Annotated in this window: 20 protein-coding genes; 19 read left to right on the top strand and 1 reads right to left on the bottom strand. The window is 51.0% G+C overall.

Translation table 11 applies throughout. The annotated features are described in order from the left end of the window. Window positions 1-140 precede the first annotated feature (140 nt). The 7 genes from ric (at window position 141) to HQN87_RS06775 (ending at window position 6,879) form a co-directional block, all read left to right on the top strand. The gene (gene ric / locus HQN87_RS06805) at window positions 141-866 is read left to right on the top strand and encodes an iron-sulfur cluster repair di-iron protein (protein WP_216857175.1); all 726 of its coding nucleotides are present in this window, start codon (window positions 141-143) and stop codon (window positions 864-866) included. A 187-nt stretch (window positions 867-1,053) separates the two neighbouring features. Further along, window positions 1,054-1,740, top strand: a complete 687-nt coding sequence (locus HQN87_RS06800) for a hypothetical protein (RefSeq protein ID WP_173129701.1) — start codon at window positions 1,054-1,056, stop codon at window positions 1,738-1,740. A gap of 255 nt (window positions 1,741-1,995) precedes the next feature. Then, complete coding sequence (nirB, locus tag HQN87_RS06795) at window positions 1,996-4,422, top strand: nitrite reductase large subunit NirB (protein WP_173129698.1); 2,427 nt, start codon at window positions 1,996-1,998, stop codon at window positions 4,420-4,422. Between the two features lie 26 nt (window positions 4,423-4,448). After that, on the top strand, window positions 4,449-4,790 hold the full coding sequence (gene nirD / locus HQN87_RS06790; RefSeq protein ID WP_173129695.1) for a nitrite reductase small subunit NirD: 342 nt from the start codon (window positions 4,449-4,451) through the stop codon (window positions 4,788-4,790). Between the two features lie 24 nt (window positions 4,791-4,814). Next, window positions 4,815-5,633, top strand: coding sequence for a formate/nitrite transporter family protein (locus tag HQN87_RS06785; RefSeq protein WP_173129691.1), 819 nt, complete (start codon window positions 4,815-4,817; stop codon window positions 5,631-5,633). Between the two features lie 99 nt (window positions 5,634-5,732). Continuing rightward, on the top strand, window positions 5,733-6,353 hold the full coding sequence (locus tag HQN87_RS06780; RefSeq protein ID WP_173129688.1) for an NAD(P)-dependent oxidoreductase: 621 nt from the start codon (window positions 5,733-5,735) through the stop codon (window positions 6,351-6,353). Window positions 6,354-6,396: 43 nt separating this feature from the next. Next, window positions 6,397-6,879, top strand: a complete 483-nt coding sequence (locus HQN87_RS06775) for an NUDIX hydrolase (RefSeq protein ID WP_173129685.1) — start codon at window positions 6,397-6,399, stop codon at window positions 6,877-6,879. A gap of 137 nt (window positions 6,880-7,016) precedes the next feature. Here HQN87_RS06775 and HQN87_RS06770 read toward each other — a convergent pair whose 3' ends face one another. Further along, window positions 7,017-7,736 (bottom strand): Crp/Fnr family transcriptional regulator, encoded by a 720-nt coding sequence (locus HQN87_RS06770; RefSeq protein WP_216857174.1) that lies wholly within the window; start codon window positions 7,734-7,736, stop codon window positions 7,017-7,019. A 414-nt stretch (window positions 7,737-8,150) separates the two neighbouring features. On the opposite strand from HQN87_RS06770, the gene HQN87_RS06765 reads away from it, so the two are divergent. From HQN87_RS06765 to adhE, 12 genes are all read left to right on the top strand, one after another. Further along, complete coding sequence (locus tag HQN87_RS06765) at window positions 8,151-10,454, top strand: glycoside hydrolase family 65 protein (protein WP_173129682.1); 2,304 nt, start codon at window positions 8,151-8,153, stop codon at window positions 10,452-10,454. Beyond that, complete coding sequence (locus HQN87_RS06760) at window positions 10,454-12,796, top strand: glycoside hydrolase family 65 protein (protein ID WP_173129679.1); 2,343 nt, start codon at window positions 10,454-10,456, stop codon at window positions 12,794-12,796. The genes HQN87_RS06765 and HQN87_RS06760 overlap by 1 nt, the downstream gene beginning before the upstream one ends. A gap of 3 nt (window positions 12,797-12,799) precedes the next feature. Continuing rightward, window positions 12,800-13,429: a beta-phosphoglucomutase gene (gene pgmB / locus HQN87_RS06755; RefSeq protein WP_173129676.1), complete on the top strand. Its 630-nt coding sequence runs from the start codon at window positions 12,800-12,802 to the stop codon at window positions 13,427-13,429. Window positions 13,430-13,509: 80 nt separating this feature from the next. Then, on the top strand, window positions 13,510-14,310 hold the full coding sequence (locus HQN87_RS06750; RefSeq protein ID WP_173130166.1) for an alpha/beta hydrolase: 801 nt from the start codon (window positions 13,510-13,512) through the stop codon (window positions 14,308-14,310). Between the two features lie 40 nt (window positions 14,311-14,350). Beyond that, window positions 14,351-14,860, top strand: a complete 510-nt coding sequence (locus tag HQN87_RS06745) for a GNAT family N-acetyltransferase (protein ID WP_173129673.1) — start codon at window positions 14,351-14,353, stop codon at window positions 14,858-14,860. 90 nt (window positions 14,861-14,950) lie between these two features. After that, window positions 14,951-15,832 (top strand): alpha/beta hydrolase, encoded by an 882-nt coding sequence (locus HQN87_RS06740; protein WP_254075384.1) that lies wholly within the window; start codon window positions 14,951-14,953, stop codon window positions 15,830-15,832. Window positions 15,833-16,123: 291 nt separating this feature from the next. Beyond that, window positions 16,124-17,917 carry a cache domain-containing sensor histidine kinase gene (locus HQN87_RS06735; protein ID WP_173129667.1) on the top strand — a complete coding sequence of 598 codons (1,794 nt, stop codon included), beginning with the start codon at window positions 16,124-16,126 and terminating at the stop codon, window positions 17,915-17,917. A gap of 13 nt (window positions 17,918-17,930) precedes the next feature. Then, the gene (locus HQN87_RS06730; RefSeq protein ID WP_173129664.1) at window positions 17,931-19,259 is read left to right on the top strand and encodes a response regulator; all 1,329 of its coding nucleotides are present in this window, start codon (window positions 17,931-17,933) and stop codon (window positions 19,257-19,259) included. A 214-nt stretch (window positions 19,260-19,473) separates the two neighbouring features. Continuing rightward, entirely contained in the window at window positions 19,474-20,301 is an 828-nt protein-coding gene (locus HQN87_RS06725; protein WP_173130163.1) for a carbohydrate ABC transporter permease, read from the top strand. A gap of 1 nt (window position 20,302) precedes the next feature. Further along, on the top strand, window positions 20,303-21,175 hold the full coding sequence (locus HQN87_RS06720; RefSeq protein ID WP_173129662.1) for a carbohydrate ABC transporter permease: 873 nt from the start codon (window positions 20,303-20,305) through the stop codon (window positions 21,173-21,175). Window positions 21,176-21,308: 133 nt separating this feature from the next. Beyond that, a complete protein-coding gene (locus tag HQN87_RS06715; RefSeq protein WP_173129659.1) occupies window positions 21,309-22,778 on the top strand; it encodes an ABC transporter substrate-binding protein in 1,470 nt (489 codons plus the stop codon). A 479-nt stretch (window positions 22,779-23,257) separates the two neighbouring features. Beyond that, on the top strand, window positions 23,258-25,879 hold the full coding sequence (gene adhE / locus HQN87_RS06710; RefSeq protein WP_173129656.1) for a bifunctional acetaldehyde-CoA/alcohol dehydrogenase: 2,622 nt from the start codon (window positions 23,258-23,260) through the stop codon (window positions 25,877-25,879). Window positions 25,880-26,120 lie beyond the last annotated feature (241 nt).

Here is a 26,120-nt window from a genome sequence, read left to right as displayed (position 1 = left end):
CCCGGAGAGTTAAAAATTTGTGTTCATTAAAATTTGTTATATTCAGTGCGTACAATCACTAGTTTGGCCTACCGCCAGTGTTAAGGTGTAAAGGTAATCAGCAACGAAAAACCTATACCTAACATGAGGAGGGGCCAACAATGGCGTCCAATCAATTAAACGATATAACAATTCAACCGGGGTTCACTTCGGAAGCAATGGTAAGGGATATTGTCCTTCAGTTCCCTAAGGCCGCAGATTACTTCAAGGCTAAGCGGATTGATTTCTGCTGCGGAGGTGCGAAGCCGCTGGCTGAAGCCGCTGCAGAGAAGGGGCTTGACCCGGAAGCAATGGTTCAGGATCTCAATAAGCTTCAGGATGAGCATCCGGTGCTGGAAGAAGATACGGCCTGGAACGAAGCTTCCTCGGAGGAGCTGGTGAATTATATCGTGAACAAGCATCACCGTTACTTGCGTGAAGAGCTTCCGTTAATCAGCCAGAATGTTACCAAGGTCTTCCGGGTTCATGGAGAAGATTCACCGCATCTGGGTGAGATGCATCGTCTGTTCAACTTGCTGCGTGAAGAGCTGCTGCAGCATACGGCGAAGGAAGAAGAGAGCGAATTCCCTAAAATGCTGGCCTACACTCAGAATCCAAGTGAAGAAGGACTCGCTGAGCTGCGCGGACTGCTGCACAATCTGGAAGAAGAGCATGACGGCGCCGGTGAGATTCTGCGCGAGCTTCGCAGAGTCACGAATGATTACACACCGCCTGCCCATGCCTGCACAACTTACCGGTTGACCTATGCCCGCCTTGAGGAGCTGGAAGGTATGACCTTCGAGCATGTGCATCTGGAGAATAACATCCTGTTCCTGCGGTATCAATAGAACCGGTAGGGCGGAGGCTTGGAATATGGTTTAGCAGAAACAGACCGCATCCTTTGACCAGGGCGGTCTATTTCTTGTTGAGGTAGTTAAGCTCACGGCAATCCCAGCAGAAATAATTTGAGAACCCTTCTCCTATGCGGTATTCTTAAACAGTCAGGGAGAATACATATGAAGGCGGTGCCGTGGAATGTCCACGAAATGGATGCGCTTGTTGCTGTGCCTTATCCTGCTTGCCACGGCAAGCGGCTGCGGCTTCGGATCAGGGAATACAGGGAGCGGTAACAGGGGCGAAGGATTAACTTTTTCCGTGCTGGTGGGTGAAAGTGAATTAGCCGGAAGCTCTGTCAGACTGCTTAACGAAGCCTATGTTAAAGGTATTTCGATAGTAGAGCTGTTCAAGAAGAGCGGCGTTGTTAGATTGGCAGCCGACGGGCACAGTATTCTTGAGGTGAACAAGGTTGCACTGGATCCGGTTATGAGCTGGGAGATCCAGGTGAACGGCAAAAGCATTCAAGAATTGAACACGATCGTAGAACCTGGGGCAGCAATTGTTATAGCGGCAAGGCCGGCTGCGATAGGAACGGTGTTCTATCCTGTCATCATTACCGTGAACGGGGGGAGCGAGCAGCCTGAGCTGACGCATTCTCATGTTCTTCCCTTTGTAGAGGATATGTCAGTAAGAGCACTGATGAAGAACAGTGGAATGGTTAAGCTTGCGGATGATAACCGGACGGTACTCACTGTAATGGAATATACCCCGCTCAGCAGTGAAGAATGGAGGCTGAAGGTCAATGATAAAGCTCTGCTGGGAAATGGAGTGGACATGAAGCTGAAGCCGCAGGACAAGCTGGAGATTGCTCTGGTGTTGAGATAATGGAATAGAGAGTAGCGGATAAGCGGATTTCTGTGCGAAAAGCATAGAGATCTGCTTATTTTAAAATATAAAAATCTAGTTGTTGCACACGATAACTCATCCTTTAAAAGAACCGGAAAAGCCGCTTTCACTTGTTGTGAAAAATTTCACATCTAGTGTGACTGGGGTCACACTTGCCGTGGAATTTGGGGCAGTATAATTTCACTATGAGGTAAGTATTAGTAGAAACCAGATTTTCTGAAGGAGGGTCTACCAGTGGCAGCGGAAAGAGAAAAGTTAGTGCTGATTGGCAATGGCATGGCGGGAGTAGGCACTATTGAGCAGATTCTAAAGCTGGGCGGGGCTTATGATATTACGGTCTTCGGCAGTGAGCCGCACCCCAATTATAACCGGATTATGTTGTCCTATGTACTTGAAGGAAGTAAAACCATTGAGGATATTATTCTGAATGACCTCGGATGGTATGAAGATAATCACATTACACTGCATACAGGAACAACAGTTGTCCGTATTGATGAGAATTCCAAACAGGTTATTACAGATACAGGGATGGCCGTTCCCTATGACAAAGCCATTATTGCAACAGGCTCGAATTCCTTCATTCTGCCCGTACCCGGCAGCACCAAGGATGGGGTCGTCGGCTTCCGTGATATTGCGGATTGCGATGCGATGCTGGAAGCAGCGAAGCAGTACCGTACGGCGGCTGTGATCGGCGGAGGACTGCTTGGTCTGGAAGCAGCGAAGGGTCTTGTCAATCTGGGCATGGATGTTACCGTTGTGCATCTGCTGGAGGATCTGATGGAGCGGCAGCTGGACCGCACGGCTTCATCCATGCTGCAGGCAGAGCTTACGCGTCAGGGTGTGAAGTTTGCCATGGGCAAACAGACTGTTGAGCTGACCGGCGATGAACGGGTTACGGGTCTGCGCTTCAGTGACGGCAGTGAACTGCCGGCAGAGTTTGTGGTTATGGCCGTCGGCATCAAACCTAACGTTCAGCTTGCTAAGGACAGCGGCATTACGGTTAACCGCGGGATCGTGGTTGACGATTACCTGCGGACCTCTATGGCTGATGTGTATTCCGTCGGCGAATGTACAGAACACCGGGGCACCTGTTACGGATTAGTAGCACCGCTTTTCGAGCAGGGCATGGTTCTGGCCAAGCATTTATCGGGAGTACAGACTCCAGGGTATGAAGGTTCGGTCGTTGCAACCAAGCTCAAAATTTCCGGGGTAGATGTATTCTCGGCAGGAGAATTCACCGAAACAGCAGAGCATACGGTCATTTCTGCCAAGGATGAATGGAAGAGAACGTATAAGAAGATTTTGCTCAAAAATAATGTAATTGTCGGTGCCGTACTGTTCGGTGATGTTACGGAATCTGCCAGTCTGCAGAAGCTTGTGAAAAACGGCACAGAGATGACCAATGAGATCTACGATGAGGTTATGGGCACCAGCTGCTGCGGCGGAGGCGGAGCCAAGAAGGGGATGTCCGTTGAAGCGATGGCCGATGAAGAAATCGTCTGCGGCTGCAACGGGGTTACCAAAAAGGCTATTGTGGATGCAGTTACAGAGAACGGCTTCACTACAGTGGATGAGATTAAGGCTTGTACGGGTGCAACCCGCTCCTGCGGCGGCTGTAAGCCTGTGGTTGAGCAGATTCTGCAGTTCGTTCTGGGAGACAGCTTCCAGCAAAGCGCCAAGCAAGGCATCTGCAGCTGTACCCCGCTAAGCCGGGATGAGATTGTAGCGGAGATTACAGCCAAAGGCCTCAAAACCACCAAAGAAGTGATGCATGTGCTGGACTGGAAGCAAGCGGAAGGCTGTTCTAAATGCCGTCCTGCGGTGAACTATTATCTGGGCATGATCTATCCGGACACCCATGAGGACGAGAAGGAATCGCGCTTCGTCAATGAACGGATGAGCGCCAATATTCAGAAGGACGGAACGTATACGGTTATCCCGCGGATGTACGGAGGGGTTACCACTCCCGAGGATTTGAAACGGATTGCCGATGTTTCCCTGAAATATGATGTGAAGGTTGTGAAGGTGACGGGCGGTCAACGCCTGGATCTGATAGGTGTCAAAAAAGAGGATGTACCGAAGGTATGGGAGGAGCTGGATATGCCGTCCGGCTATGGCTATGCGAAATCCCTGCGCACGGTGAAGACCTGTGTAGGTTCGCAGTTCTGCCGCTTCGGCACACAGGATTCCATGGGCATGGGCGCTATGCTGGAGCGTAAGTATGAGCGGCTGGATATGCCGGCCAAGTTCAAAATGGCGGTGAACGGCTGTCCGCGCAACTGTGCGGAATCCTGCACGAAGGATATCGGCATTGTCGGCAATGACGGCGGCTGGGAAGTGTTCATCGGCGGCAACGGCGGGATTAAGCCGCGGATTGCGGATGCCTTCTGCAAGGTGAAAACCGACGAAGAGCTGGTTGAGGTCTGCTCCGCGGTCATCCAGTATTACCGTGAAACGGGGAATTACCTGGAGAGAACCTCTGAATGGGTAGAGCGTATGGGCCTGGAGCATATCCAGACTGTAGTCATGGGCAGTGACGACAACCGTAAGGAGCTGGCGGCACGTATAGATTTTGCCCTGGCACAGGTCAGTGATCCATGGAAAAAAATGCTGGATGACAAAAACACCCGCACCGCGTTGTTTGAACAGACACAGGTATAGTCTTAAGGGGAGAGGGAGAGAGCATAATGGAACGGAGTAACCGGGAGTATACAGTAGGAGCTGTGGAAGATTTCATGCCCCAGATTGGCCGGGTAGTGAATGCAGGAGAGGTGGAATTAGCCATATTCCGCACATCGGCTGGCGCCTTATATGCCGTTAAGAACCACAGTCCCCACCCCAAGGGCGGCCCGCTCGCTGAGGGGATAGTATCAGGCTATTATTTGTATGATCCGTTGCATGATTGGAAAATCGATCTGCGCACCGGAGAGGTTCAGGCTCCGGACCAGGGCCAGGCCGAAGTCTATCCGGTAGCCGTGGATGGCGGAGTCGTCAAGGTCACTTTGCCTGCGGCAGTAGCAAGGCTATAAATTTAAAGAAGAGCAGGTGCTGATATGTTTACGCAGAGCGTAGAGAATATCGTTGAGACAGCCGTAGGCAAACGCGACAAGATGAATGAGAGCCTGCCCAAGTATTTCTTGGCGGCACTCCTGGCAGGAGCTTATGTAGGTATTGGTATTATTCTGATCTTCTCGCTGGGGGCGCCGCTGGCTGCGATCAAGTCACCGTTCCAGCCGCTGATAATGGGCGCATCCTTCGGGATTGCCCTAACCCTGGTTGTATTCGCAGGCTCAGAGCTGTTCACGGGAAATAATATGTTCTTCACGGTAAGCACGCTTGCCGGGAGAACTACGGTCTGGGACACCGTGAAGAACTGGGTCCTGGTATTCCTCGGTAATGTAGCCGGTGCAGTAGTTCTGGCCCTGCTGATTCAGGGATCGGGTCTCTTCAAGGCAGCGCCTGCCGAGCATCTGATCTTCGCGGCAGCAGCCAAGAAGATGAGCCTGCCGTTCTCGGAGCTGTTCTTCCGCGGCATTCTCTGTAACTGGCTGGTCTGCCTGGCGCTCTGGATGTCCTCCCGCGCCAAGAGTGAAGCGGCGAAGCTGGTGCTGATCTGGTGGTGTCTGTTCGCCTTCATCGCAAGCGGCTATGAACACAGTGTAGCGAACATGACGCTGCTGAGCGTGGCAGTACTGCTGCCGAATCATCCTGAGACCGTCAGCATCGCCGGTTGGCTGCACAACATGATTCCTGTTACGCTAGGCAATATCATCGGCGGCGGTGTATTCGTCGGCATGGCCTACTGGCTGATCTCACCTGTGCGAACTCCGCGTAACGTATCTGCTAATATGCAGACTAAGAAAATAAGCTAGATTCACAAAAAGCCCCGCAGCCGGAATATGGCTGCGGGGCTTTTTGTCGCTCTATCCCTGCTATAATAGGGATAATTCTTACCAGGAGGTTATTTTCATATGAATATATTGATTCTTGGTGCCACCGGCCGGGTGGGAAGCCACATTGTTACCCATGCTCTTCAGGATGGACATCATGTGACAGTGTTGGTCCGCACGCCGGAGAAGGTTCAGCCGCTCCATGCCAACCTGACGATCATCGAAGGTAATGTTCTTAATCAAGAAGATGTCGCCCGGGCAGTGCAGGGAAATGATGTAGTTATTAGTGCATTGAACACCGATGGGACAACCACGCTTTCAGACAGTATGCCTTTTATCATTGCAGCCATGTATCAGGAAGGAATAGAGCGCATTATTACCGTAGGAACTGCGGGTATACTCCAAAGTGAGCTTTCGCCTGAACTCCTGCGTTACCAATCCAGCGAATCTAAACGCAGGTCTACCCGTGCCGCAGAAGAACATGAACAAGCCTATCGTTTGCTGGAGCGATCGAACCTTAATTGGACCATTGTGTGCCCAACCGCTCTGCAGAACGGAGAACGCTTGGGAACCTATCGGGTGAGACAAGACATTCTACCCCAAGGCGGTACTGAAATATCTGTAGCAGATACAGCGGAATTCACCTATAGTCAAGTTGAAGCTAGCGATTTCATAAGAGCTCGTGTGGGTATAGCTTACTAATGAAGGGGAGCAATCCAGAAAATGAACCGAGGAGAGGGCTGCGATGGAAAGCTTTAACCATTTTGGCGTATATGGAATTTGCCAGCGTAAAGGCAAGCTGCTGGTAATTCATAAAGGAAGAGGCCCGTATAGCGGAAGATACGATCTGCCGGGGGGAAGACTGGAGGCTGGTGAATCACTGGTTGACGGATTGATCAGAGAGTTCATCGAAGAGACTGGTTATACAGTAAAGGTACAACAGAACCTGGGCACTTTCGATTTCTTTATCCGGTATAACGAAGATAACTTTACGCATATGCACCATCTGACAGCCCTATATCAGGTTGAATTGACCGGGAAAGAGGGGCCTGTTGCTATTTCAATGTTCGAAGAACAGGATTCCCGTGGGGCGGAATGGGTGGATATCACTAGAATAACCCTAGATTCTGCTTCTCCGCTAGCCGTATATGCTGCGAAGTTCCTGAGGGGTGAGGATCTGCCTTTAGCACCAGAATATTATGATAATTGGGAAGTAAAAGGTACATAGGATGTGCCTCTAGAGCGGTGAATTCATCTTCAGACAAGAAAAAAAGACGCCGGACAGGGCGCCTTCGACCACTCTATTAAATTTATGGGGTCAGATATGTTTCAATGAGGTGAATAGAGGGTATTATTGATAGGAAATTAAATTCGGCAGATTTCATTCGGGCATAATTCGCAATGGCAGATTTCCTGAAGCATCGCGAGATCCTTGATGACAATCATGCCATTCTCATACTCTACCGCGTCTTTTTTACGCAGATCACTCAGCATGCGGTTGACGCTCTCACGGGTAGCGCCGATCATGTTGGAGAGATCAGTGTGGGTGATTTTTTTGTTGATGAGAATGCTGTCGCCGGTCTTCTCGCCATACGTATTGCCCAGACGGATCAGTGTGGAGCAGAGTGCACCCGGTTTGCCGTACATCATAAGGTCGCGGAATTTCGTCTGTGTGAGACGGTGATGAATGCCCATCCATTTCATGAAGTCGATCGCGAAGTCGCAGTGCTGGCAGATCAGAATCTCAAGATCCTTCTGCTCGATAACGCCAACCTCACTTTCCTCAATAACTTCTGCTGTGAAGCTATGCTTCGTGCTGAAGAACGGGTCTGCCTGGCCTACCATGTCACCTGCCTGATACATATACAGAATCAGTTCTTTGCCTTCGTCTGTTGATTTGGTTAATTTCACTCGTCCACGTTTGATATAAAACAATTTATCCGAAAAGTCGCCTTCCCAAAACAGGTGAGAACCCTCTGGGACCATGCGTTCCTTCATTGTGACCAAAAGCCGGTTAAAGTTCTGTTCGGAGAAACAGTTTGTATTGCCGCGGGCTTCGATAACATTATAATGTTCCTTTATCATAATCGACATCCCCTTTATTCCCTCAGTTTTTCAGTAAATTTTAAATTAATTATACCTTGAAATTCCTCATTATGGGTAAATATTTTCCCGTCAAAAGTGTCGAATTTTTAACATTGTGATAATTTTCACTTCATTTGTGTGAGAGTTGGTGTATTTTCGCCCCAGAACGGGTTCAATTCCCCTGTTTTACAGAATATTATAGCAGCTGTCTCCTAATCCGGATAGATCCTGGGAGCAAGCGGCTTTTTTGCGTTGGTCACAGATTTCCGCATTCCGTAAAAATACACATAACTCTCTTACGCACAGACCTTGGTCCAGAAGGAGCTTAGAGATACTCTGAAACTGAGCGTCTGTGCTTCCGTGGACAAACGGCGGGACGGGCGGAGCATTCCCTTAGGGAAGGAGAGTTCGTAAATGGCAAAAGTAGCTGATAAATATCTGAAGGTCGATCCATGGGCAATTATTGAAGAAGGCTTTGATCCGGAACGCAACCGGACTTCGGAATCGGTTTTTTCACTGGGCAACGAGTATATGGGGGTACGGGGGTATGCGGACGAGGGCTATAGCGGGGATTCGCTGCCGGGCAGCTATTTCAACGGCTTGAATGAAGAGATGGAGGTAGGCAACCACTACAAGGGGATCATCCGGTCGCTGCGTTATATGGTCAATGCGGTGGACTGGCTGTATACCCGGATAGCGGTGGATGGTGAATCACTGGATCTGGCCCGCAGCAACGTTAAGGACTATACCCGCAGACTGGACCTGCGGACCGGAACCTATAAGAGGGAATTCATCTGGCATCTGGCGGGTGGCAAAAAGCTAAAGATCAGCTTCACCCGGCTGGTCAGCATGACGATGTCACATCTGGGGCTGCAGCAGGTCACCTTCGAGCCGCTTAACTTCACGGGCACGGTGGATATTTGCACGGGTCTTGATTTCGGGATGGTTCATGAGGAACGCGGCCAGAGCATGTGGAAGCGGCTGCGCAGCGGCGGAGAAGGGGCAGTTACGGCTATTATGGCAGGTACGCTGACCACCGGGAATAAGCTGTTCTCGGGGTTTCTGCTGAAGTCCTCCCAGCCTGTAAATACAGAGCTTGTGGAGCGTGAGCGGTTCATCGGCCGGACATTCTCGCTTGACCTGTCTCAGGGAGAGCCTGCTTCGTTCACTAAGCTCGCAGTCCATGTCGCTGACAGCAGTGCGTCACGGACAGAGGAGGGTCTCTGGACAGAAGGGATGGAGCTTGCAGCAACGGCTGACCGGCTGGAGGAGCGTGAGGTGTTCGCCGATCAAGCCTCTTATTGGAGCAGCATCTGGGCCACCAGCGATATCACCATTGAAGGAGACCCTGAGAATCAGCAGGGCATCCGCTTTTGTATCTTTCAGTTAGTTCAGACCTATCACGGGGATCATCCCGGTTACAACATCGGTGCCAAAGGATTAACAGGGGAAGCCTACCGGGGGCTTGCTTTCTGGGATACGGAGTCTTACTGTCTGCCGTTCTATCTGTTCAATAATCCCAAGGCTGCCCGCAGTCTGCTGGAATTCCGCTACAAGACTTTGCCGGAGGCGCTGCAGCGCGGGAAGGAGGTAGACTGCGAAGGCGCCTTCTATCCGATTGCTACGATTGACGGGACGGAGAGCTGTGACCTGTGGCAGCACTCCAACCTTCAGCTTCATGTCGGGACGGCAGTCTCCTACGGCATATGGCATTATGTGAAGAATACGGGCGACCGGGAATTCCTCTACAGCAAAGGGGCCGAGATGCTGATTCAGATCAGCCGTTTCTACGCCTCCCGCGGCCAGTGGGGACAACGCAGCGGGAAATACGGATATTTTGGCGTAATGGGACCTGACGAATTCCAGCTGATGGTCAACAATAACTGCTATATCAATCTGATGGCGAAAAAGTTGTTTGAATTCACACTGGATACGGTTGCCGAGATGAAGCAGAAGGTGCCGGATGAGTATGCCGCCGTCGCCGCCGCAACCGCGCTCCGCGATGAGGAATTGGCCGATTGGGACAATAAACGCGAACACATGAAGATTCCGCTGGACACGGAGAGCGGCGTGTATGAGGAGCATGACGGATTTTTTGATATGCCGCATATTGATATTCATTCGATTCCGGTCACCGAATTCCCGTTATACTCCAATTGGTCATACGACCGCCTGTACCGTTACGATATGATCAAGCAGCCGGATGTGCTGATGTTCATGTTCCTGTATAACGGGGAGTTCTCCAGAGAAGCCAAGCTGGCGAATTACGAATATTATGAATCCAGATGTATTCATGAGTCCTCGCTCTCGCCATCCATTCACTCGATTCTGGCCTGTGAAATCGGTAAGCCGGAGGAAGCCTACCAATTCTTCGAGTTCGCCACCCGGCTGGATCTGGATAACTATAACCGCAACACCCGAGAAGGGCTGCATACTACTTCGATCGCCGCAGCCTGGATGAACATTGTGTACGGCTTCGGCGGCATGCGTTCCGATGGCCCCTGTCTATCCTTCCGTCCAACGATGCCCCGGCAATGGACCTCTTACAGCTTCCAGGTGAGGTACGAGGGGGTACTGCTGGGCATCACAGTGAACAAAGACTCGGTGAGCTTCAGAGCTGTCGATGGCGGACGCACGGAAGTTCTGATCTATGATCAGCCGGTGATGGTGGACGAAGCCGGAACTGAGCTTCCGCTGGGTGAAGGGATGATGGCGTGATGAACTGGACGGTAAGCGAGCACAGCTTCGAGTCTGACAGGATCACAACCAACGGCAACAAATATATGACCGGCAACGGATATATGGGCTTCCGGGGAGTGCTTGAGGAATACGGTAAGGAGCAGCTTACGGCTGTTACTCTGGCCGGGATATATGACAGGTCGGGTGACAAGTGGCGCGAGCCGGTGAACGCTCCGAATGGACTATACACGGTTATCAGCTGTGACGGAGAAGTACTTAGTGTGCTGGAGACAGAACCGCTGGCTCATACCCAGAGTCTGGATCTCCGCACAGCAGTCCACCGGAGGGAGACGGTGTTCAGTACCCGTGAAGGCGGGAGGCTGACTCTGACTGCCGAACGGTTCGTCAGTATGGATCAGCTGCATGTGCTGGCTGCCAAATGGACGGTTCACAGCACTGTAGATTGCCGGGTTGAGATTAAGACAGGAATGGATAGTAGGGTGTGGGATATCAACGGCCCCCATCTGCTGGAGCAGCGGATACAGTCCGTCAGCGGGGCGCTGCTGTCAACGGCTGTTACCGGTGAGCTGCGGTTGCCGGTGGCGGTCGCGGAGCTTGCTGAGTTCGGCTTAGCGGAACGGGTAACGGATACCGGGACGGATAATAACATGGACATACGCATGGGAGTAAATACAGATACGGACCCAGAGCTGGCGCTCCGTCATCTTTCTTTTGACGTCAAGGCGGGTGAGACCTATGAGTGGACCAAATATGTGGCTGTATTCACGGGTCTTGATGCGGAAGGCAACCCCGGGGAAGCGGCGCTGTCAACAGTCAGGAGTGCAGCCGGGGAGGGGTATGCCGGACTGTTGGAGGCTCACCGGCGGAAGTGGGAGGAGAGATGGTCACGCAGCGATTGTGTAATTGAGGGAGATGAAGAGGCGCAGCTCGCCCTGCGGTATAGTATTTATCAGCTGCTGATCATTGCACCTACGATGTCGGAGAAGGTATCCATTCCGGCCCGCGGTCTGTCCGGTCAGGTCTATAAAGGCGCGGTATTCTGGGATACGGAAATGTTCATGCTGCCGTTCTTCCTGCACAGTGATCCCGGCATCGCCCGCAATCTGATGATGTACCGCATCCACACGCTGGACGGTGCCCGCCGGAAGGCGGCGGAGTATGGATATACGGGCGCATTTTATGCCTGGGAGAGCCAGGATTCGGGTGACGATGCCTGCACGCTGTTCAATGTGAACGATGTATTTACCGGACGTCCGATGCGGACCTATTTCCGGGATAAGCAGATTCATATCAGTGCAGATGTTGTGCATGGGATTTGGGAGTATATCAAGTTCACGGGGGATAACAGTATACTGGCGGACGGCGGGGCGGAGGTGATCTGGGAGTGCGCACGCTTTTACTACTCCTATGCTTACTATAATCCGCTGAAAAAACGTTATGAGCTTCTGGATGTCACCGGACCGGATGAATATCATGAGCGGGTGAACAATAATGCCTTCACGAATGCCCTGGTGCAGGAAGCCCTGGAGATTGCCCTGCGGGCAGCGGAGCTGCTGGAGGACAACTATCCCGCTGTGTATGCGGAGCTGGCTGAATCGTTTGCAGGCGGGCCGTTCCTGGCTGAATTCACAGAGATGCTGGAGCAGTTGTATGTTCCGCAGCCGGACCCGGACAGCCTGCTGATCGAACAGTTTGACCGCTATTTCAAGCTGGAGGAGGTAACCCTGGCTGAGCTGAAATCAAGGGTCATCCACTCTCATGAATATTGGGGCGGGGGCAACGGACTGGCGACGACTACCAGAATACTGAAGCAGGCGGATGTCGTGCTGATGCTGAATCTGTTCAAAGGGAAGTTCAGCCGGGAAGTGAAACAGGCCAACTGGGAATTCTATGAGCCGCGCACCGAGCATGGCTCCAGCTTAAGCGCATGTATCTACGCCCTTGCCGCAGCGGACATCGGCATACCGGACTGGGGATATCCGTATTTCATGCGCACAGCCACGGTAGATCTTACCGGTGAATCGAAGCAATATGTTGGTGACCTCTATATTGGCGGGACTCATCCTGCGGCGAATGGGGGCGCATGGATGGCCGCGGTCCTTGGCTTCGCAGGTGTGCAATATGACGGGGGGACGGTTACCTTGAATCCGGCACTGCCGAAGGCGTGGAAGTCTGTCCAGGTGCCGGTTGTGCTGCGCGGCAGCAGCTTCCGGCTGGAGATTGGCCGGGAAGCGATCGTGGTTACGGCAGCGCCAGGCAACAGTGAAGCGGTAGCCTTCGCCGGATTCGGCGGCGCACCTGAGCTGTGCCTGCCGGGGATGGAGCTGCGGATTGTTGTATTTTGGGAGGAGGACTTATAAAAGATGCTGGAGCATATGAAGGGTGCTATTTTTGATCTGGACGGTGTAATTGTTGATACTGCGAAGTATCACTATCTGGCCTGGCGTTCGCTTGCCGGAGGGCTTGGATTCCAGTTCACGGAAGAACACAATGAACGGCTCAAGGGGGTCAGCCGGATGAGATCCCTGGATATTCTGCTTGCGATCGGCGGCCGGGAATTCAATGAAGCGGAGAAGCTTGCAATGGCAGATAAGAAGAACCGTCTCTATGTAGAGTATATCTCGTCTCTGGATGAATCGGAGCTGCTGCCCGGCGTCAGAGCTTACCTGAGCGGACTCAGAGCACGGGGTGTGGCTATTGCCCTCGGTTCCGCCAGTAAGAATGCCGGATTTATCCTGGATAAACTGAATATCGCCGGGCTGTTCGACGCTGTTGTTGACGGCAATAAGGTAGCCCGGGCGAAGCCGGACCCTGAGGTGTTCCAGACCGCCTGCCGGGAGCTGGGGCTTCAGCCGGAGGACTGCGTGGTATTCGAGGATGCCGAGGCCGGAGTAGCCGCCGGCAAGGCTGCAGGAATGCAGGTCGTTGGCATCGGTAAGCCTGAAGTGCTGAAGGATGCCGATCTGGTGATCTCCGGATTGCATGAACTGTAAGACCTTGATAGAATGGCCCTTGAGGAGCTATTGTCCTCTATTATCTATTCTATTATAGAAGGAAAGCATGAGGGATGATGATGGAAACGTTGTTGTTATGGCCGGAAGGTGCGCCTGGAGCGCTTGGAGACAGTGAAGAAGACCAGCCTGCGATTACACCTTATCTGGTGGGCGGCAAGCAGAACGCTGCTGTGCTGGTATGTCCGGGAGGCGGGTATGCGATGCGGGCTGATCACGAGGGCGGCCCGGTTGCACAGTGGCTCAATACTCTGGGAATCTCAGCATTCGTGCTGCGCTATCGTGTAGCACCTTACCAATACCCGAGTGCGCTGGAGGACGCGAAGCGGGCGCTGCGCACGATCCGCTTCCGGGCGGACGAATACGGCATTGACCCGGACCGTCTCGGCATTCTGGGCTTCTCTGCCGGCGGACATCTGGCTTCAACAGCCGGGGTATTATATGATCTGGGAAATCCCGATCATCCGGAGCCGCTGGAGAGGCTGTCAAGCCGTCCGGACCGCCTGATCCTGTGCTATCCGGTCATCTCGATGACCGAAGGGATAACGCATCAGGGCTCGAAGGAGAACCTGCTGGGAGCTACCCCGGATGAGCAATTGCCGCTGCGGCTCAGCAGTGAGTTCCAGGTGAACGCAGAGACTCCGCCGACATTCCTCTGGCATACCTCGGATGACGCTTCTGTTCCCGTAGAGAACAGCCTGCTGTTCGCCGCAGGGCTGAGCCGTCACCGTGTTCCGTTCGATCTGCACATTTATGCGCATGGCGTACATGGGATTGGGCTTGGCACCGAAGAGCCTCATACCCGGACCTGGACAGATGCCTGCGCCTCCTGGCTGCAATTGAACGGTTACACCAGAGCATGAGCATCGGCTGCTATGTCCGCGCCCAAAGGAGGTACATATTATGAAGCTTAGATTTCTACGTGTGCATTCAGCGGAAGAAACTGCTGAGGTTGCCCAGTTAGCGGCACAGATATGGCGCGAATATTATATCACCCTTATTACTTCTCAGCAGATCGAGTATATGCTTGGCAAGTACCAGTCGGTTCCAGCGATTACGCAGCAGATCCATGATCAGGGTTACGAATATTACTTAATCCATAATGGGGAAGGCTCCACGGTGGGGTATCTGTCGGCCAGACAAGACGAAGGGAAGCTCTTCCTTAGCAAGTTCTATATAGGCAAGGAGCACAGGGGCCGCAGCTATGCCAGTCAAGCACTGGCCTTCCTGGAGAAGCTGTGCCAGGAGCGGAACCTGACTCATATTTGGCTAACGGTCAATCGTGATAATGAATCCAGTATTGCGGTCTATACAAGAAAAGGCTTTCGGACCCTCAGGGAACAAGTGGCGGATATCGGGAACGGATTCGTCATGGATGATTACATTATGGAAAAAGAAATCCCGGTCTCCTGAGAGAGGAACAGCTTATTCATGAACAAGGATTCTTCCTATAATCAATCGGTGACCTATTGGAAGCAATATCAGAAGTTTTTCCCGGATGACATGCAGATCAATGAAGCCCATTTACCCGCAGAAGAGTGGATGACCTGGAACCATGCTCATATTCATCTGGATCGTATGCCTGCTTCTGACGCACCTTTAAAAATTATTTTCATTCATGGAGCTGGCGGCAATGGCCGGTTGCTCGCGCCTTATGCACGAATGCTGCAAACCTACGGTTATGAAGTAGTGTCGCCGGATCTGCCGCCTTATGGTCTAAGCTACACCGATTCAGTGGAATCATTGGAATATCAGCTCTGGATTGACCTCCTTAATGAATTGATCGAACAGGAGCTCAGCAGGGACGGCAAGCCTATTATTCTGCTGGGCTCCAGTATTGGAGGCATGTTAGCTTATCACACTGCTGTGCAAAGTCAACGGGTCCAAGGGTTAATTGCAACGACATTTGTGGATACAAGTGATGCCAAGGTTCGTGATCAGTTAGCTCCTAACATACTCATTAGCCGGTTGGGGGGATGGTGTATGAATCAATTCCCTGCCCTGCTAGACTCCCTGCAGATCACTGTGAATAAAGTATCCCGGATGAAATGGATCACGAACAACGCCGAGCTGACCAGACTCATTATGAATGATCCCCATGCCGCAGGCACATCTATTCCCTTACGCTTATTAAGAACGTTCTTGAATATGAAACCGGTGATTCATCCTGAGGATTTTGAGGGTTGTCCGGTATTGCTCGTTCATCCTCAATTAGACCCCATGACTCCTTACCGCTTCAGTAAACCGTTTTACGATCATCTCAAAAGCAGAAAAGAAGTTGTGATTCTAGAGGGCGCAGGCCATTTTCCGATTGAACCACAGGGGCTGGAGCAGATGATTGTGGCTGTGCTTGCTTTTTTGAGAAGGATAGAGGATGAACTTTAGAAGCAGGAACGCCAGCTATAAGTACTATTCAGTAAAAACCAGTCTAACACGGTATGTTCGTGTGTTGGCTGGTTTTATTTTATGGCTGATGCAATGGTGAAACTCCATACAAACAGACATAAAGAACTTTGAAATAAACCTGTGTAAGCGCTTGTAGGTTTGTTAAAATATAAGAACTTATATGTTTCACACGATAACTTATCCTTCTATTTCTCGCTGAAACGGTACCGTCCTTTAAAAGGACGGCAACGCCGTTTCCACTTGTATTATTGAAACTGGAGGTGAATCCAGATGTTGTCCATGCTTATTAAACCCATCGTTAAGCTAAATGTCAAGCAGCAGCTGATCCTGCTGTTCCTGATCATGATCTCGCCCATCCTGATTCTGAACAGCTACGGCAACTACAAGGCGGAGGAGATTCTCAAGCGCCATGTGACCAATGCCTATGTGGAGCTGAACAAGCAGAATTTCGCGATCATTAACAGAGATATTGATACGGTTAACAAAATAACGACCACCATCATCCAGAATCCGGTCCTGCAGCAGCTCAATATGAGCGGGAATGATACAGTGCTGGAGCGCGTGGAACGTTATGAGACAATAGAGAAGCTGCTGGGCAGCTATTCGCAGGGAGCGGAACGCGGCGACGGAATTTACTATTCGCTGTACGTGTATGATCCGGATAACTACTACTTTTTCGCCCCCAATTTTCCGCAGGTGAAGAAGGCGGGGGTTTATTTTTTCTCCAAGGGGGAAATGCCGTATTGGTTCGAACCAGTGGTGCAGCAGAAGGGCCATGGTTATCTGATGTTCACCGAGAAGTTAAGCCCGCAGGCTGAGAATCTGAGGACACTCACTTATGTCAGGGCAGTCAATAATATCTACCGGGGAGAAGGGACGATCGGCGTGCTGGTCGTGACCAAGATGGAATCGAAGATCGGCGAGTCGCTCAAATCCATCTCTCTGCCCGACGGGGAAATCTATCTGACGGATATGGAGAACCGCGTACTGGCCTCTACAACGAATTCTACGGGTGAGATGATTGCGCTGCCGGACGGCTCCAAGGCGGGAGATCCCGAGGGGACCGAGGATATCATCACGGATGATTTCATCTATGTGGTGAACAACAATCATGCCTTTGAGCAAAAGCTGGTGTACAAGGTGCCTGTCAAGTCGCTGCTCCAGCAGCAGAACGAAATGAAACGTGTCATTCAATACATAACGGTGGCGTACGCGCTGTTCGGACTGATTATTATTACCTACTTCTGGCGTTCGCTGATGACTCCTTTGCAGAAGCTGGCTTTTTTTGTGCGCAAGTATGAGCCCGGCAACCGTGTGCCCGAGACTCCCCGGAGGGGAAGCAACGATGAGGTCAGTGTGCTGATTGCGTCTACCTACGACATGGCCCGCAGGCTCAACAGCCTGATTATGTACAAATACCAGATGGAGATCAAGCAGAAGGAGGCGCAGCTCCAGCTCCTCTATCAGCAGATTAATCCGCATTTACTGTACAACACCCTGGAGAGTATTTATTGGAAAAGCTCGCTGGAGGGCAACGTGGAGTCTGCGGAAATGATCAAGGAATTATCCAAGCTGATGAAGATCAGCTTAAGCCGGGGCCGGGAGCTGATCACGCTCGAAGAGGAGCTTGAACATGCCAGTGCCTACATCAAGCTCCAGCAGCACCGGTACGATTATGTGTTTGCTGTCAGCTGGAACATCGCTCCTGAGACCACAAGCAATCTGATTCCCAAGATCACGCTTCAGCCCTTAATCGAGAATGCCATTATTCACGGAGTCAAAAACATGGGCGAGGACGGCGAAATCATCATCACCTCCGTTCTGCAGAAGGACAGGATTCTGATTACCATCGAGGATAACGGTTATAAGCAGGTCGATTATAAGGCCATTGACCACGTGCTGAATGATGACAGCCCCAGCCCGGTCAGCGGATACGGTATACGCAATATCAATCAGCGCGTGCATCTGCATTTCGGCCCGGACTACGGCATCAGCTATGGGCCGCGTGCCAGCGGGGGAACCGTGGTGACGGTGACACTTCCGAAGTCAGAGACTATAGAGTAGAGGAGAGAACCTTATGTTCAATATATTGGTTGTGGATGATGAGCCGCTGATCTGCAAAGGACTGAGCAGCCTGCTGGCTGCCTCCGGGCTGGATATCGACCATATTTACACCGCCAGCAGCGGCTTTGAGGCACTGGACTGTATCCGGATGGAGGAGATTGATCTGCTCGTCACTGATATACAGATGGGTGCGATGAGCGGGATCGAGCTGATGCAGCATGCCAAAATGGCCAAACCCTGGATGCAGACGATCGTCATCTCTGCGCATGAGACCTTTCAATATGCCCAGATGGCTGTCCGGCTGGGAGCCAAGGATTATCTGATCAAGCCGCTGAACAGTGAACAGTTCCTTGATTCAGTCCGCAGTGTCGTCCTCAAGATGGATAAACCGTCACAGGAGCTGGCTACCTATATGGATGGGACTGGAGATAGCTTCCGCCTGGAGGAGCCGCTTCCAGAATATAGCGAGCTGCTGAATACGCTGCTAACGGAAACTGCGGCGGTGCTGGGAACTGAGGAGAAGCTGCGCAAGCTGGATGAGCTGAGGCTGCAAGGCCCGTTTTTTGCCGTGATCAGAATCAAGCTTCCTTTGCCGGAAGATCGGCGTGAGCAGAAATATACCCCCCGCGACCACAATCTGCTGCGCTACGCGGCCCTGAATATCGCCAAGGAGCTGCTGGATCAGGAGTGGAATTCCACAGCCTTCTACTCCCCGGACGGAGAGATTACAGTGATCATTCAATGGGATGAGCAGAGCTACGAGGAACCGGCAACCGGCCAGGTGAGCCGGCTTGATGTGCTGGGACGCAGCCTGCATTTCAATATTCACCGCTATTTGCAGCTGAATGCCGTCATCGGCATCAGCCAGATTCTGAAGGGGCTTAGCTTCATGGATGTACTGAACCGTCAAGCCGGGAAGGCCATTCTCTGGAACAACGAGCATGCCGATCATTATGTGTTCTACTACGGGGATTTCAACTGGAATAACTATGCCGCTGATCCATCGCCCGAGGAGCTGCATTCGCACAGCAACCTGATTGTGCAGAAGGCGAAGGAGTATATTGACGCGAATTATGCCCAGAAGGGTCTGACCATCCACGAGGTGGCGAAGAAGAATCATGTCAGCCCCAACTACCTGAGTTATCTGTTCAAGAAGAATACAGGCTACAACCTGTGGGAATATGTCATTAAGCTGCGGATGGAGGACAGCCGGGAGATGATTCTGAGTACCGATTTGCGCCGGTATGAGATTGCGGAGCGGGTAGGATACGAGTCGCCGGAGCATTTCAGCAAGATTTTCAAAAAATACTACGGTATCAGCCCCAGTGAACTGAAGAAGTAAGAACGCTTACGATTACCATAGATATAGACATGTTAACTCTCTCCCTCATTTCCTACAATGAAGACAGGAGGCACTTTCCTATCAAGTGCTGAAAGACGACAGGAATGAGGGAGCTGCAATGAACCAGTCTGCTGCGTTACATGATCACCTGCCAGCGGAGCTAGAGAGTAAGCCGTACAAGCAGAACCGCTGGAAAAAGAATTTTTGGGGCTTTATGTTTCTTATCCCCGCGCTGATTATTTTCATCATGTTTATGTGGGTGCCTATCTTCAAAGGGTTCCTGTACAGCTTCTACACCGTAGATTTTGTCAAAGGAAATACCTTTGTCGGAATGGACAATTATGCGAGGGCGCTGACCGACCCGGATGTGCTGATTGCTGTGAAAAACACCTTGTACTACATGCTGCTCTGCATGGTGATCGGCTTCTGGGTCCCGATTGCTTTTGCCATTGCGATCTCTGAGCTGCGGAAATTCGGCGGATTCGTCCGCGTGGCCGCCTATTTGCCATATGTAATGCCGGCTGTAGTCCTGTACGGGCTGTGGCGGTGGCTGTATGATCCCGTAGGACCGATTAATGCGGTAATTGGCAGCACGGGGGCAGAGCAGATCGCCTTCCTGACGGATACCCGGTGGTCGATGATCTCACTGGTATTCATGGAGACCTGGCAGCAGTTCGGTTCGGGGATGCTGATCTATCTCGCTGCGGTGCTAAGTATTCCCCGGGACTGGTATGAGGCTGCTGAGATTGACGGAGCCGGAGTCTGGGCGCGTATCCGCCACATCACGCTGCCTTCGCTGCGCAATCTGATTCTGCTGATGCTGATTCTGCAGGTGATTGCTACCTCTCAAGGCTACCAGTCGCAGATGGCCCTGCTCGACGGAGGACCGAACAATGCGACGCTGACCTATGCGCTGCTCATTGTGAAGTATGCTTTTACAAGACTGGATTATGGTACCGCGACTGCGCTGGGGATGCTGATGTTTGTTGTTCTGGGCGGTTTGGGCATTGTACAGTTCAAGCTTAACAAGGAGGACAACTAGGATGAAGAGCGCAGACAGAGGGATTCTCTCCGAACACGATCTGAAGAAGACCAGCAACAGAGTCGTATACGGAATCATGGTGTTTTTCATTCTATTAATGATTTTCAGCATGCTGTATCCCATACTCATGACAATGTTCAACGGACTTAAGTCCAACGTCGAGGTCAATTCCTTCCCGCCGCATTTTTTCCCGCAGGAGTGGCATTTCGCCAACCTTAAGGATGCGCTGGATTACATCGACCTGCCGATGTTCCTGCGGAATACGCTGTACATTTTTGCCGGAAATATGGTAGCTACCCTGGTGGTTCTGGGACTTGCCGCCTTCAGCATCTCGCGGATGAATGTGCCTTACCGGAAGGTCTTCTATTTCTTCTTCCTGATGACGCTGTTCATTCCGGCCACCAGCTATATGATTCCGAACTTTGTCAATCTCAAGGAACTCGGGCTGCTCAATCAGTATGCCGCGTTCTGGCTGCCGGCGGGTGCGAATACCTTCTTCTTCCTGCTGCTGAAGAATTTCTTCGACGGGATTCATCCGGAGATTCTTGAAGCCGCGCGGATTGACGGAGCTTCGGAGCCGAGAAGCTTCTTCACCATTGCCGTTCCGTTGTCCATTCCGATATTTGCAACGCTGGCGATCTTTATCTTCTCCACAGCCTGGAACGATTGGTTCTGGCCGTCCCTTGTGATGCACAGTGAGGACAAATATACACTGGCAACTGCGATCTATAAGTACGTTATCAATGTAAAAGCACTGAATACGAACATCAAATTCGCCATCCTGTTCCTGGTGTCGCTGCCGCCGATTCTCGTCTTCCTGATCTTCCAGAAGTTCATTATGCGCGGAGTGTCGTTGTCGGCGGTCAAAGGATGAGCAGGAAGAGGCTATAGGGCGCAGCGGATCGTATACCTGCACATGAAAGGAATATGATTACACCTCGTTTGCAAACGGTTTCTCTTTTAAGATGAATTTGTAAGTACATTATGAATGGAAAAGGGGAGTTTCAATGCGTAAATTTTCCAGCGTGTTAGCCTGTCTCCTGGTGACGGGAACGTTATTGTCCGCCTGCGGCGGCAATAATAACGGGAACAAGCCGGCGGCAAATGGAGGAGATGGGGCACCTGCACCTGCGGCGACCACTGCGTCAGAAGAAACCACTGCTCCTACAGAGGCGCCGGTTGATGATATCACCCAGAGAAAAGTAACGATCAAAATCCACTATCCCACACCTGACCTGACCGAGGTAAGAGCGCAGGAGGATGACAAGATCAAGCGGTTCCAGGAAGTCTATCCGAACGTGGAGATAGTCAAGGATGACTGGCAGTATAATGTAAGTGAGATCGGAGTGAAAATGGCTGCGAACGAAGCGCCTACCTTCTTCAATACCTATGCGACTGAAGCGAAATTCCTGGTGGAGAAGGGCTGGGTCGCCGATGTTACGGATCTGTGGAACAACTATGAGTTCAAGGATCAGATCAATCCTGTGCTGCAGAACCAGTTCATTATTGACGGCAAGGTGTACGGTGTAACGCAGAAGGGTTATGTCACGACAACAATGATTAACAAAAAGATGCTCGATGCCAAAGGTGTAGCCGTCCCGGCAATGGATTGGACCTGGGAGGATATGCTGAACACGGCCAAAGGAGCAGCAGATCCCAAGAAGGGAATCTCGGGTATTGCTCCAATGGGGAAAGGCAACGAAGCAGGCTGGAACTGGACCAACTTCCTGTTCGAAGCAGGCGGGGAGATTCAGAAGATTGAAGGCGGCAAGGTAGTGGCAACCTTCAATTCCGAGGCCGGTATCAAAGCGCTGGACTTCTATAAGAAGCTGAGATGGGAAGCCAAAGCGGTTCCCCAGGACTGGGCGCTTGGCTGGGGCGATGCGGTAGGCGCCTTCCAGCAGGGCCGCACAGCGATGGTTATGGCCGGATCAGACGGTGTCATTGAACAGGCGCTCAATCAGGGCGGACTGAAGCCTGAGGATGTTCTGACCTACCCGATGCCGGCGGCTGAGAAGGGCGGGAAGCATACCGGCGTACTCGGCGGAGATTATCTGGTCATTAACCCGAACGCCACCAAGGATGAGCAGGAGATGGCCTTCCGTTATATTACCTTCGATTATTTCTCTGACAAAGGCCTGGAGGCGCTTGATGCGATTCTGCAGCAGCGCAAGGCGGACGGCAAATACTTCATTCCGCCGCTGCTCGATTACTATGCTGCGGATTCCGAGTTCGGCAAGAAGACCAAATCGGTATACGACAAGTACTCCGACATTGTCTATCAATATAATACGGACATTATGGCACTGCTGGACGGCAAGCCTGAAGCCCAGTACAATACCCAGGATTACTATGCGACGATGTCCAACGTGATTCAGGAGCTGTTCGCCAAGGAAGGCACGGACTCCAAGGCGCAGCTAGATGCCGCAGCTTCAACGGTGCAGAAGAAATTCTTCGATACCATCAAAGTGGAGTAGTACCCGGCGATAATAATCAAGCAGGAGACGGCAGCGATGCCGTCTCCTGTTTTTTGTACAAATATAAGAAGTTATATGTTGCACACGATAACTTATCCTTCTATTTCTCGCTGAGATTTATATTTATAATTTGGGCACAGTGTACCTGGATGAACGCGGGGGCAAAACATCTATTGAATAATTGGATGCGGTTACCATTATTTAGAGGTGACAACCGGGAGAAAAGCGAGAATGGATCGAGAATGAACACACTAAAGATGGAACTGGAGGATTGCAGTTCGCAGAACAGACAAATATCAATTAAATATTACATATAATATGGAAAAAATGCCGGTATATGATCGAATGAAAGCGCTTTGAAAACAACTCAAAAAAAACTTTAAACTTTGTGAAAGATTTCACTATACAAGGTGAAACGGATGTGCTAAGATAAATGTATAGAAAGAAACAACCTAAAAATTGACAGGAGGACGAGGGAGATGGCAGTTAAAAACGAAGTCGCCGCCCAAGTGAAACAAACCACCGCTGAAGAGTATATTCAGGTTTTGGTGGATAAAGCAAAGAAAGCCCACGAAGCGTTCATGGGCCTGGATCAAGAGCAGACAGACACAATCGTTCATGCAATGGCACTGGCGGGACTCGACAAGCATATGTACCTGGCAAAACTGGCTGTTGAAGAAACAGGACGCGGAGTATACGAAGACAAAATCACGAAGAACATCTTCTCCACTGAATATATCTGGCACGGAATTAAGTACGACAAGACTGTAGGCGTTATTGAGGATAACGTTTATGACAGCTTCCAGAAGATTGCTGAACCAGTCGGAATCATTATGGGTATCACACCGGTAACCAACCCAACATCCACCACGATGTTTAAAGCTTTGATTTCCGCTAAGACACGTAACCCTATTATATTCGGTTTCCACCCGTCAGCGCAAGAGTGCAGTGCGGCAGCAGCCAAAATTCTGCATGATGCAGGCGTAGCAGCCGGCGCACCTGAGAACTTCATCCAATGGATTGAACTTCCTACAATGGATAAAACAAACGCACTGATGAACAATCCGGACGTTGCTCTGATTCTGGCAACCGGCGGATCGGCAATGGTTAAGGCAGCTTACAGCTGCGGCAAACCGGCACTCGGCGTAGGTCCTGGTAACGTACCTGCCTTCATTGAGAAGAGTGCTGACATTGATCAGGCTGTCACTGACCTTATTCTGTCGAAGACTTTCGATAACGGCATGATCTGTGCTTCCGAGCAAGCGGTTATCATTGAAGAAGCTATTTTCGACCAAGTGAAGAAGAAGATGATTGCGAACGGCTGCTACTTTGTTAACAAAGAAGAGGCTGCCAAGCTGACAAGCGGCGCAATGAACGTAGAGAAATGTGCGGTTAACCCAGCAATCGTCGGTCAATCCGCTGTGAAGATCGCTGAAATGTGCGGTATCCAGGTTCCTGCCGGAACGAAGATCCTGGTAGCTGAGCTTGAAGGCGTAGGTACGAAATATCCGCTGTCCGCTGAGAAGCTGAGTCCGGTTCTGGCTTGCTACAAAGTGAAGAATGCTGACCAGGGTATCGAACGCGCAGCTGAAATCGTTGAATTCGGCGGCATGGGCCACAGCTCGGCGATCCACTCGAACAACGAAGAAGTTATCATGAAGTTCTCGAACCGTCTGCAAACCGGACGTATTCTCGTCAACTCGCCTTCAACACACGGCGCAATCGGCGATATTTACAACACTAATATCCCTTCATTGACACTGGGCTGCGGATCTTACGGACGCAACTCTGTATCGCAGAACGTGACTGCAATCAATCTGATCAACGTGAAAAGGGTGAACCGTCGGACCGTGAATATGCAATGGTTTAAAGTACCTGACAAGATTTACTTCGAAAAGGGAGCCACTCAGTATCTGGCCAAAATGCCTGACATCACTCGTGTAGCAATCATCACTGACCCTATGATGGTGAAGCTGGGCTATGTTGAAAGAGTGGAGCACTACCTGCGTCAACGTCAGACTCCTGTAGCGATCGAAGTATTCTCTGAAGTTGAACCAGATCCGTCAACCACTACTGTAGAAAAAGGCGCGGCTATGATGAACAGATTCCAGCCGGATTGCATCATTGCACTCGGCGGCGGTTCCCCAATGGATGCTGCCAAGGGAATGTGGCTGTTCTACGAACATCCTGATGCAGACTTCAACGGTCTGAAGCAGAAGTTCATGGATATCCGCAAACGGGTATACAAATTCCCTAAGCTCGGCAACAAAGCAAAATTCGTTGCGATTCCAACAACTTCGGGTACCGGTTCTGAAGTTACATCGTTCGCAGTTATCACAGACAAGACAACAGGCAATAATACGAAGTATCCTCTGGCCGATTATGAGCTGACTCCAGATGTAGCAATTATTGATCCGGAGTTTGTATACAGCTTGCCTAAGACCGCTGTTGCCGATACAGGTATGGACGTATTGACACATGCCATCGAAGCTTATGTATCTGTAATGGCCAGTGACTACACCGATGGTCTGGCAATCAAAGCGATTCAGCTGGTATTCCAGTGGCTGGAGAAATCCGCACTGCAAGGCGATAAGCTGGCCCGTGAGAAAATGCACAACGCTTCTACACTTGCCGGTATGGCATTTGCGAATGCATTCCTGGGGATTAACCACAGCTTGGCGCACAAATGGGGCGGACAGTATCACACAGCACACGGCCGCACGAATGCGATCCTGATGCCGCATGTTATCCGCTACAATGCCAAGAAGCCCACGAAGTTCGCTTCATTCCCTAAATATTCGCACTTTGTAGCTGACGAACGGTATGCTGAAATCGCCCGTATTCTGGGATTGCCGGCACGTACTACCGAAGAAGGCGTAACCAGCCTGATCAATGCAATCCGCGATATGAACAAAAAACTCGGTATCGAAGAATCCTTCTCGGCTCTTGGTTTCGATCCTAAGGACTTTGAATCCCGTGTAGATTACCTGGCTGACCGTGCATTTGAAGACCAATGTACAACTGCCAACCCTAAAATGCCGCTGGTATCTGAGCTTGCTGATGTATACCGCAACGCATTCTACGGCAAATTCGATAACTAATTAACGGTTGCCTGGCAAAGAATAAGGTTAAAGGTTAATATGGGACTGGATGGAAGTGACAAATATCACCGAAAGAGTGATATTTGTCACAGTCCTTTTTCAGAAAATAAACTAAAATGTTTATATAAACAAAGATCCCAGTTATACAGTCACGATTGTGAATTTTATAACAACCAGTAGCTACGGGATCACGAGACACGGGATTAACCTTCAAGCCCGCGATCTCTACAAATATACTAAA

The sequence above is a fragment of the Paenibacillus tritici genome (assembly GCF_013204885.1).
Classification (GTDB): Bacteria; Bacillota; Bacilli; order Paenibacillales; family Paenibacillaceae; genus Paenibacillus_AQ; species Paenibacillus_AQ tritici.
Note: the sequence above shows the minus strand (reverse complement) of the source record. Positions and strands in the feature narration are given on the sequence as shown.

Bases quoted from the DNA above. Each gene is read 5' to 3' on its own strand.
- ric (WP_216857175.1), top strand. From the start codon at position 141: ATGGCGTCCAATCAATTAAACGATATAACAATTCAACCGGGGTTCACT.
- HQN87_RS06800 (WP_173129701.1), top strand. From the start codon at position 1,054: ATGTCCACGAAATGGATGCGCTTGTTGCTGTGCCTTATCCTGCTTGCC.
- nirD (WP_173129695.1), top strand. From the start codon at position 4,449: ATGGAACGGAGTAACCGGGAGTATACAGTAGGAGCTGTGGAAGATTTC.
- HQN87_RS06785 (WP_173129691.1), top strand. From the start codon at position 4,815: ATGTTTACGCAGAGCGTAGAGAATATCGTTGAGACAGCCGTAGGCAAA.
- HQN87_RS06780 (WP_173129688.1), top strand. From the start codon at position 5,733: ATGAATATATTGATTCTTGGTGCCACCGGCCGGGTGGGAAGCCACATT.
- HQN87_RS06775 (WP_173129685.1), top strand. From the start codon at position 6,397: ATGGAAAGCTTTAACCATTTTGGCGTATATGGAATTTGCCAGCGTAAA.
- HQN87_RS06770 (WP_216857174.1), bottom strand. From the start codon at position 7,736: ATGATAAAGGAACATTATAATGTTATCGAAGCCCGCGGCAATACAAAC.
- HQN87_RS06765 (WP_173129682.1), top strand. From the start codon at position 8,151: ATGGCAAAAGTAGCTGATAAATATCTGAAGGTCGATCCATGGGCAATT.
- HQN87_RS06760 (WP_173129679.1), top strand. From the start codon at position 10,454: ATGAACTGGACGGTAAGCGAGCACAGCTTCGAGTCTGACAGGATCACA.
- pgmB (WP_173129676.1), top strand. From the start codon at position 12,800: ATGCTGGAGCATATGAAGGGTGCTATTTTTGATCTGGACGGTGTAATT.
- HQN87_RS06750 (WP_173130166.1), top strand. From the start codon at position 13,510: ATGGAAACGTTGTTGTTATGGCCGGAAGGTGCGCCTGGAGCGCTTGGA.
- HQN87_RS06745 (WP_173129673.1), top strand. From the start codon at position 14,351: ATGAAGCTTAGATTTCTACGTGTGCATTCAGCGGAAGAAACTGCTGAG.
- HQN87_RS06740 (WP_254075384.1), top strand. From the start codon at position 14,951: ATGCAGATCAATGAAGCCCATTTACCCGCAGAAGAGTGGATGACCTGG.
- HQN87_RS06735 (WP_173129667.1), top strand. From the start codon at position 16,124: ATGTTGTCCATGCTTATTAAACCCATCGTTAAGCTAAATGTCAAGCAG.
- HQN87_RS06730 (WP_173129664.1), top strand. From the start codon at position 17,931: ATGTTCAATATATTGGTTGTGGATGATGAGCCGCTGATCTGCAAAGGA.
- HQN87_RS06725 (WP_173130163.1), top strand. From the start codon at position 19,474: ATGTTTCTTATCCCCGCGCTGATTATTTTCATCATGTTTATGTGGGTG.
- HQN87_RS06720 (WP_173129662.1), top strand. From the start codon at position 20,303: ATGAAGAGCGCAGACAGAGGGATTCTCTCCGAACACGATCTGAAGAAG.
- HQN87_RS06715 (WP_173129659.1), top strand. From the start codon at position 21,309: ATGCGTAAATTTTCCAGCGTGTTAGCCTGTCTCCTGGTGACGGGAACG.
- adhE (WP_173129656.1), top strand. From the start codon at position 23,258: ATGGCAGTTAAAAACGAAGTCGCCGCCCAAGTGAAACAAACCACCGCT.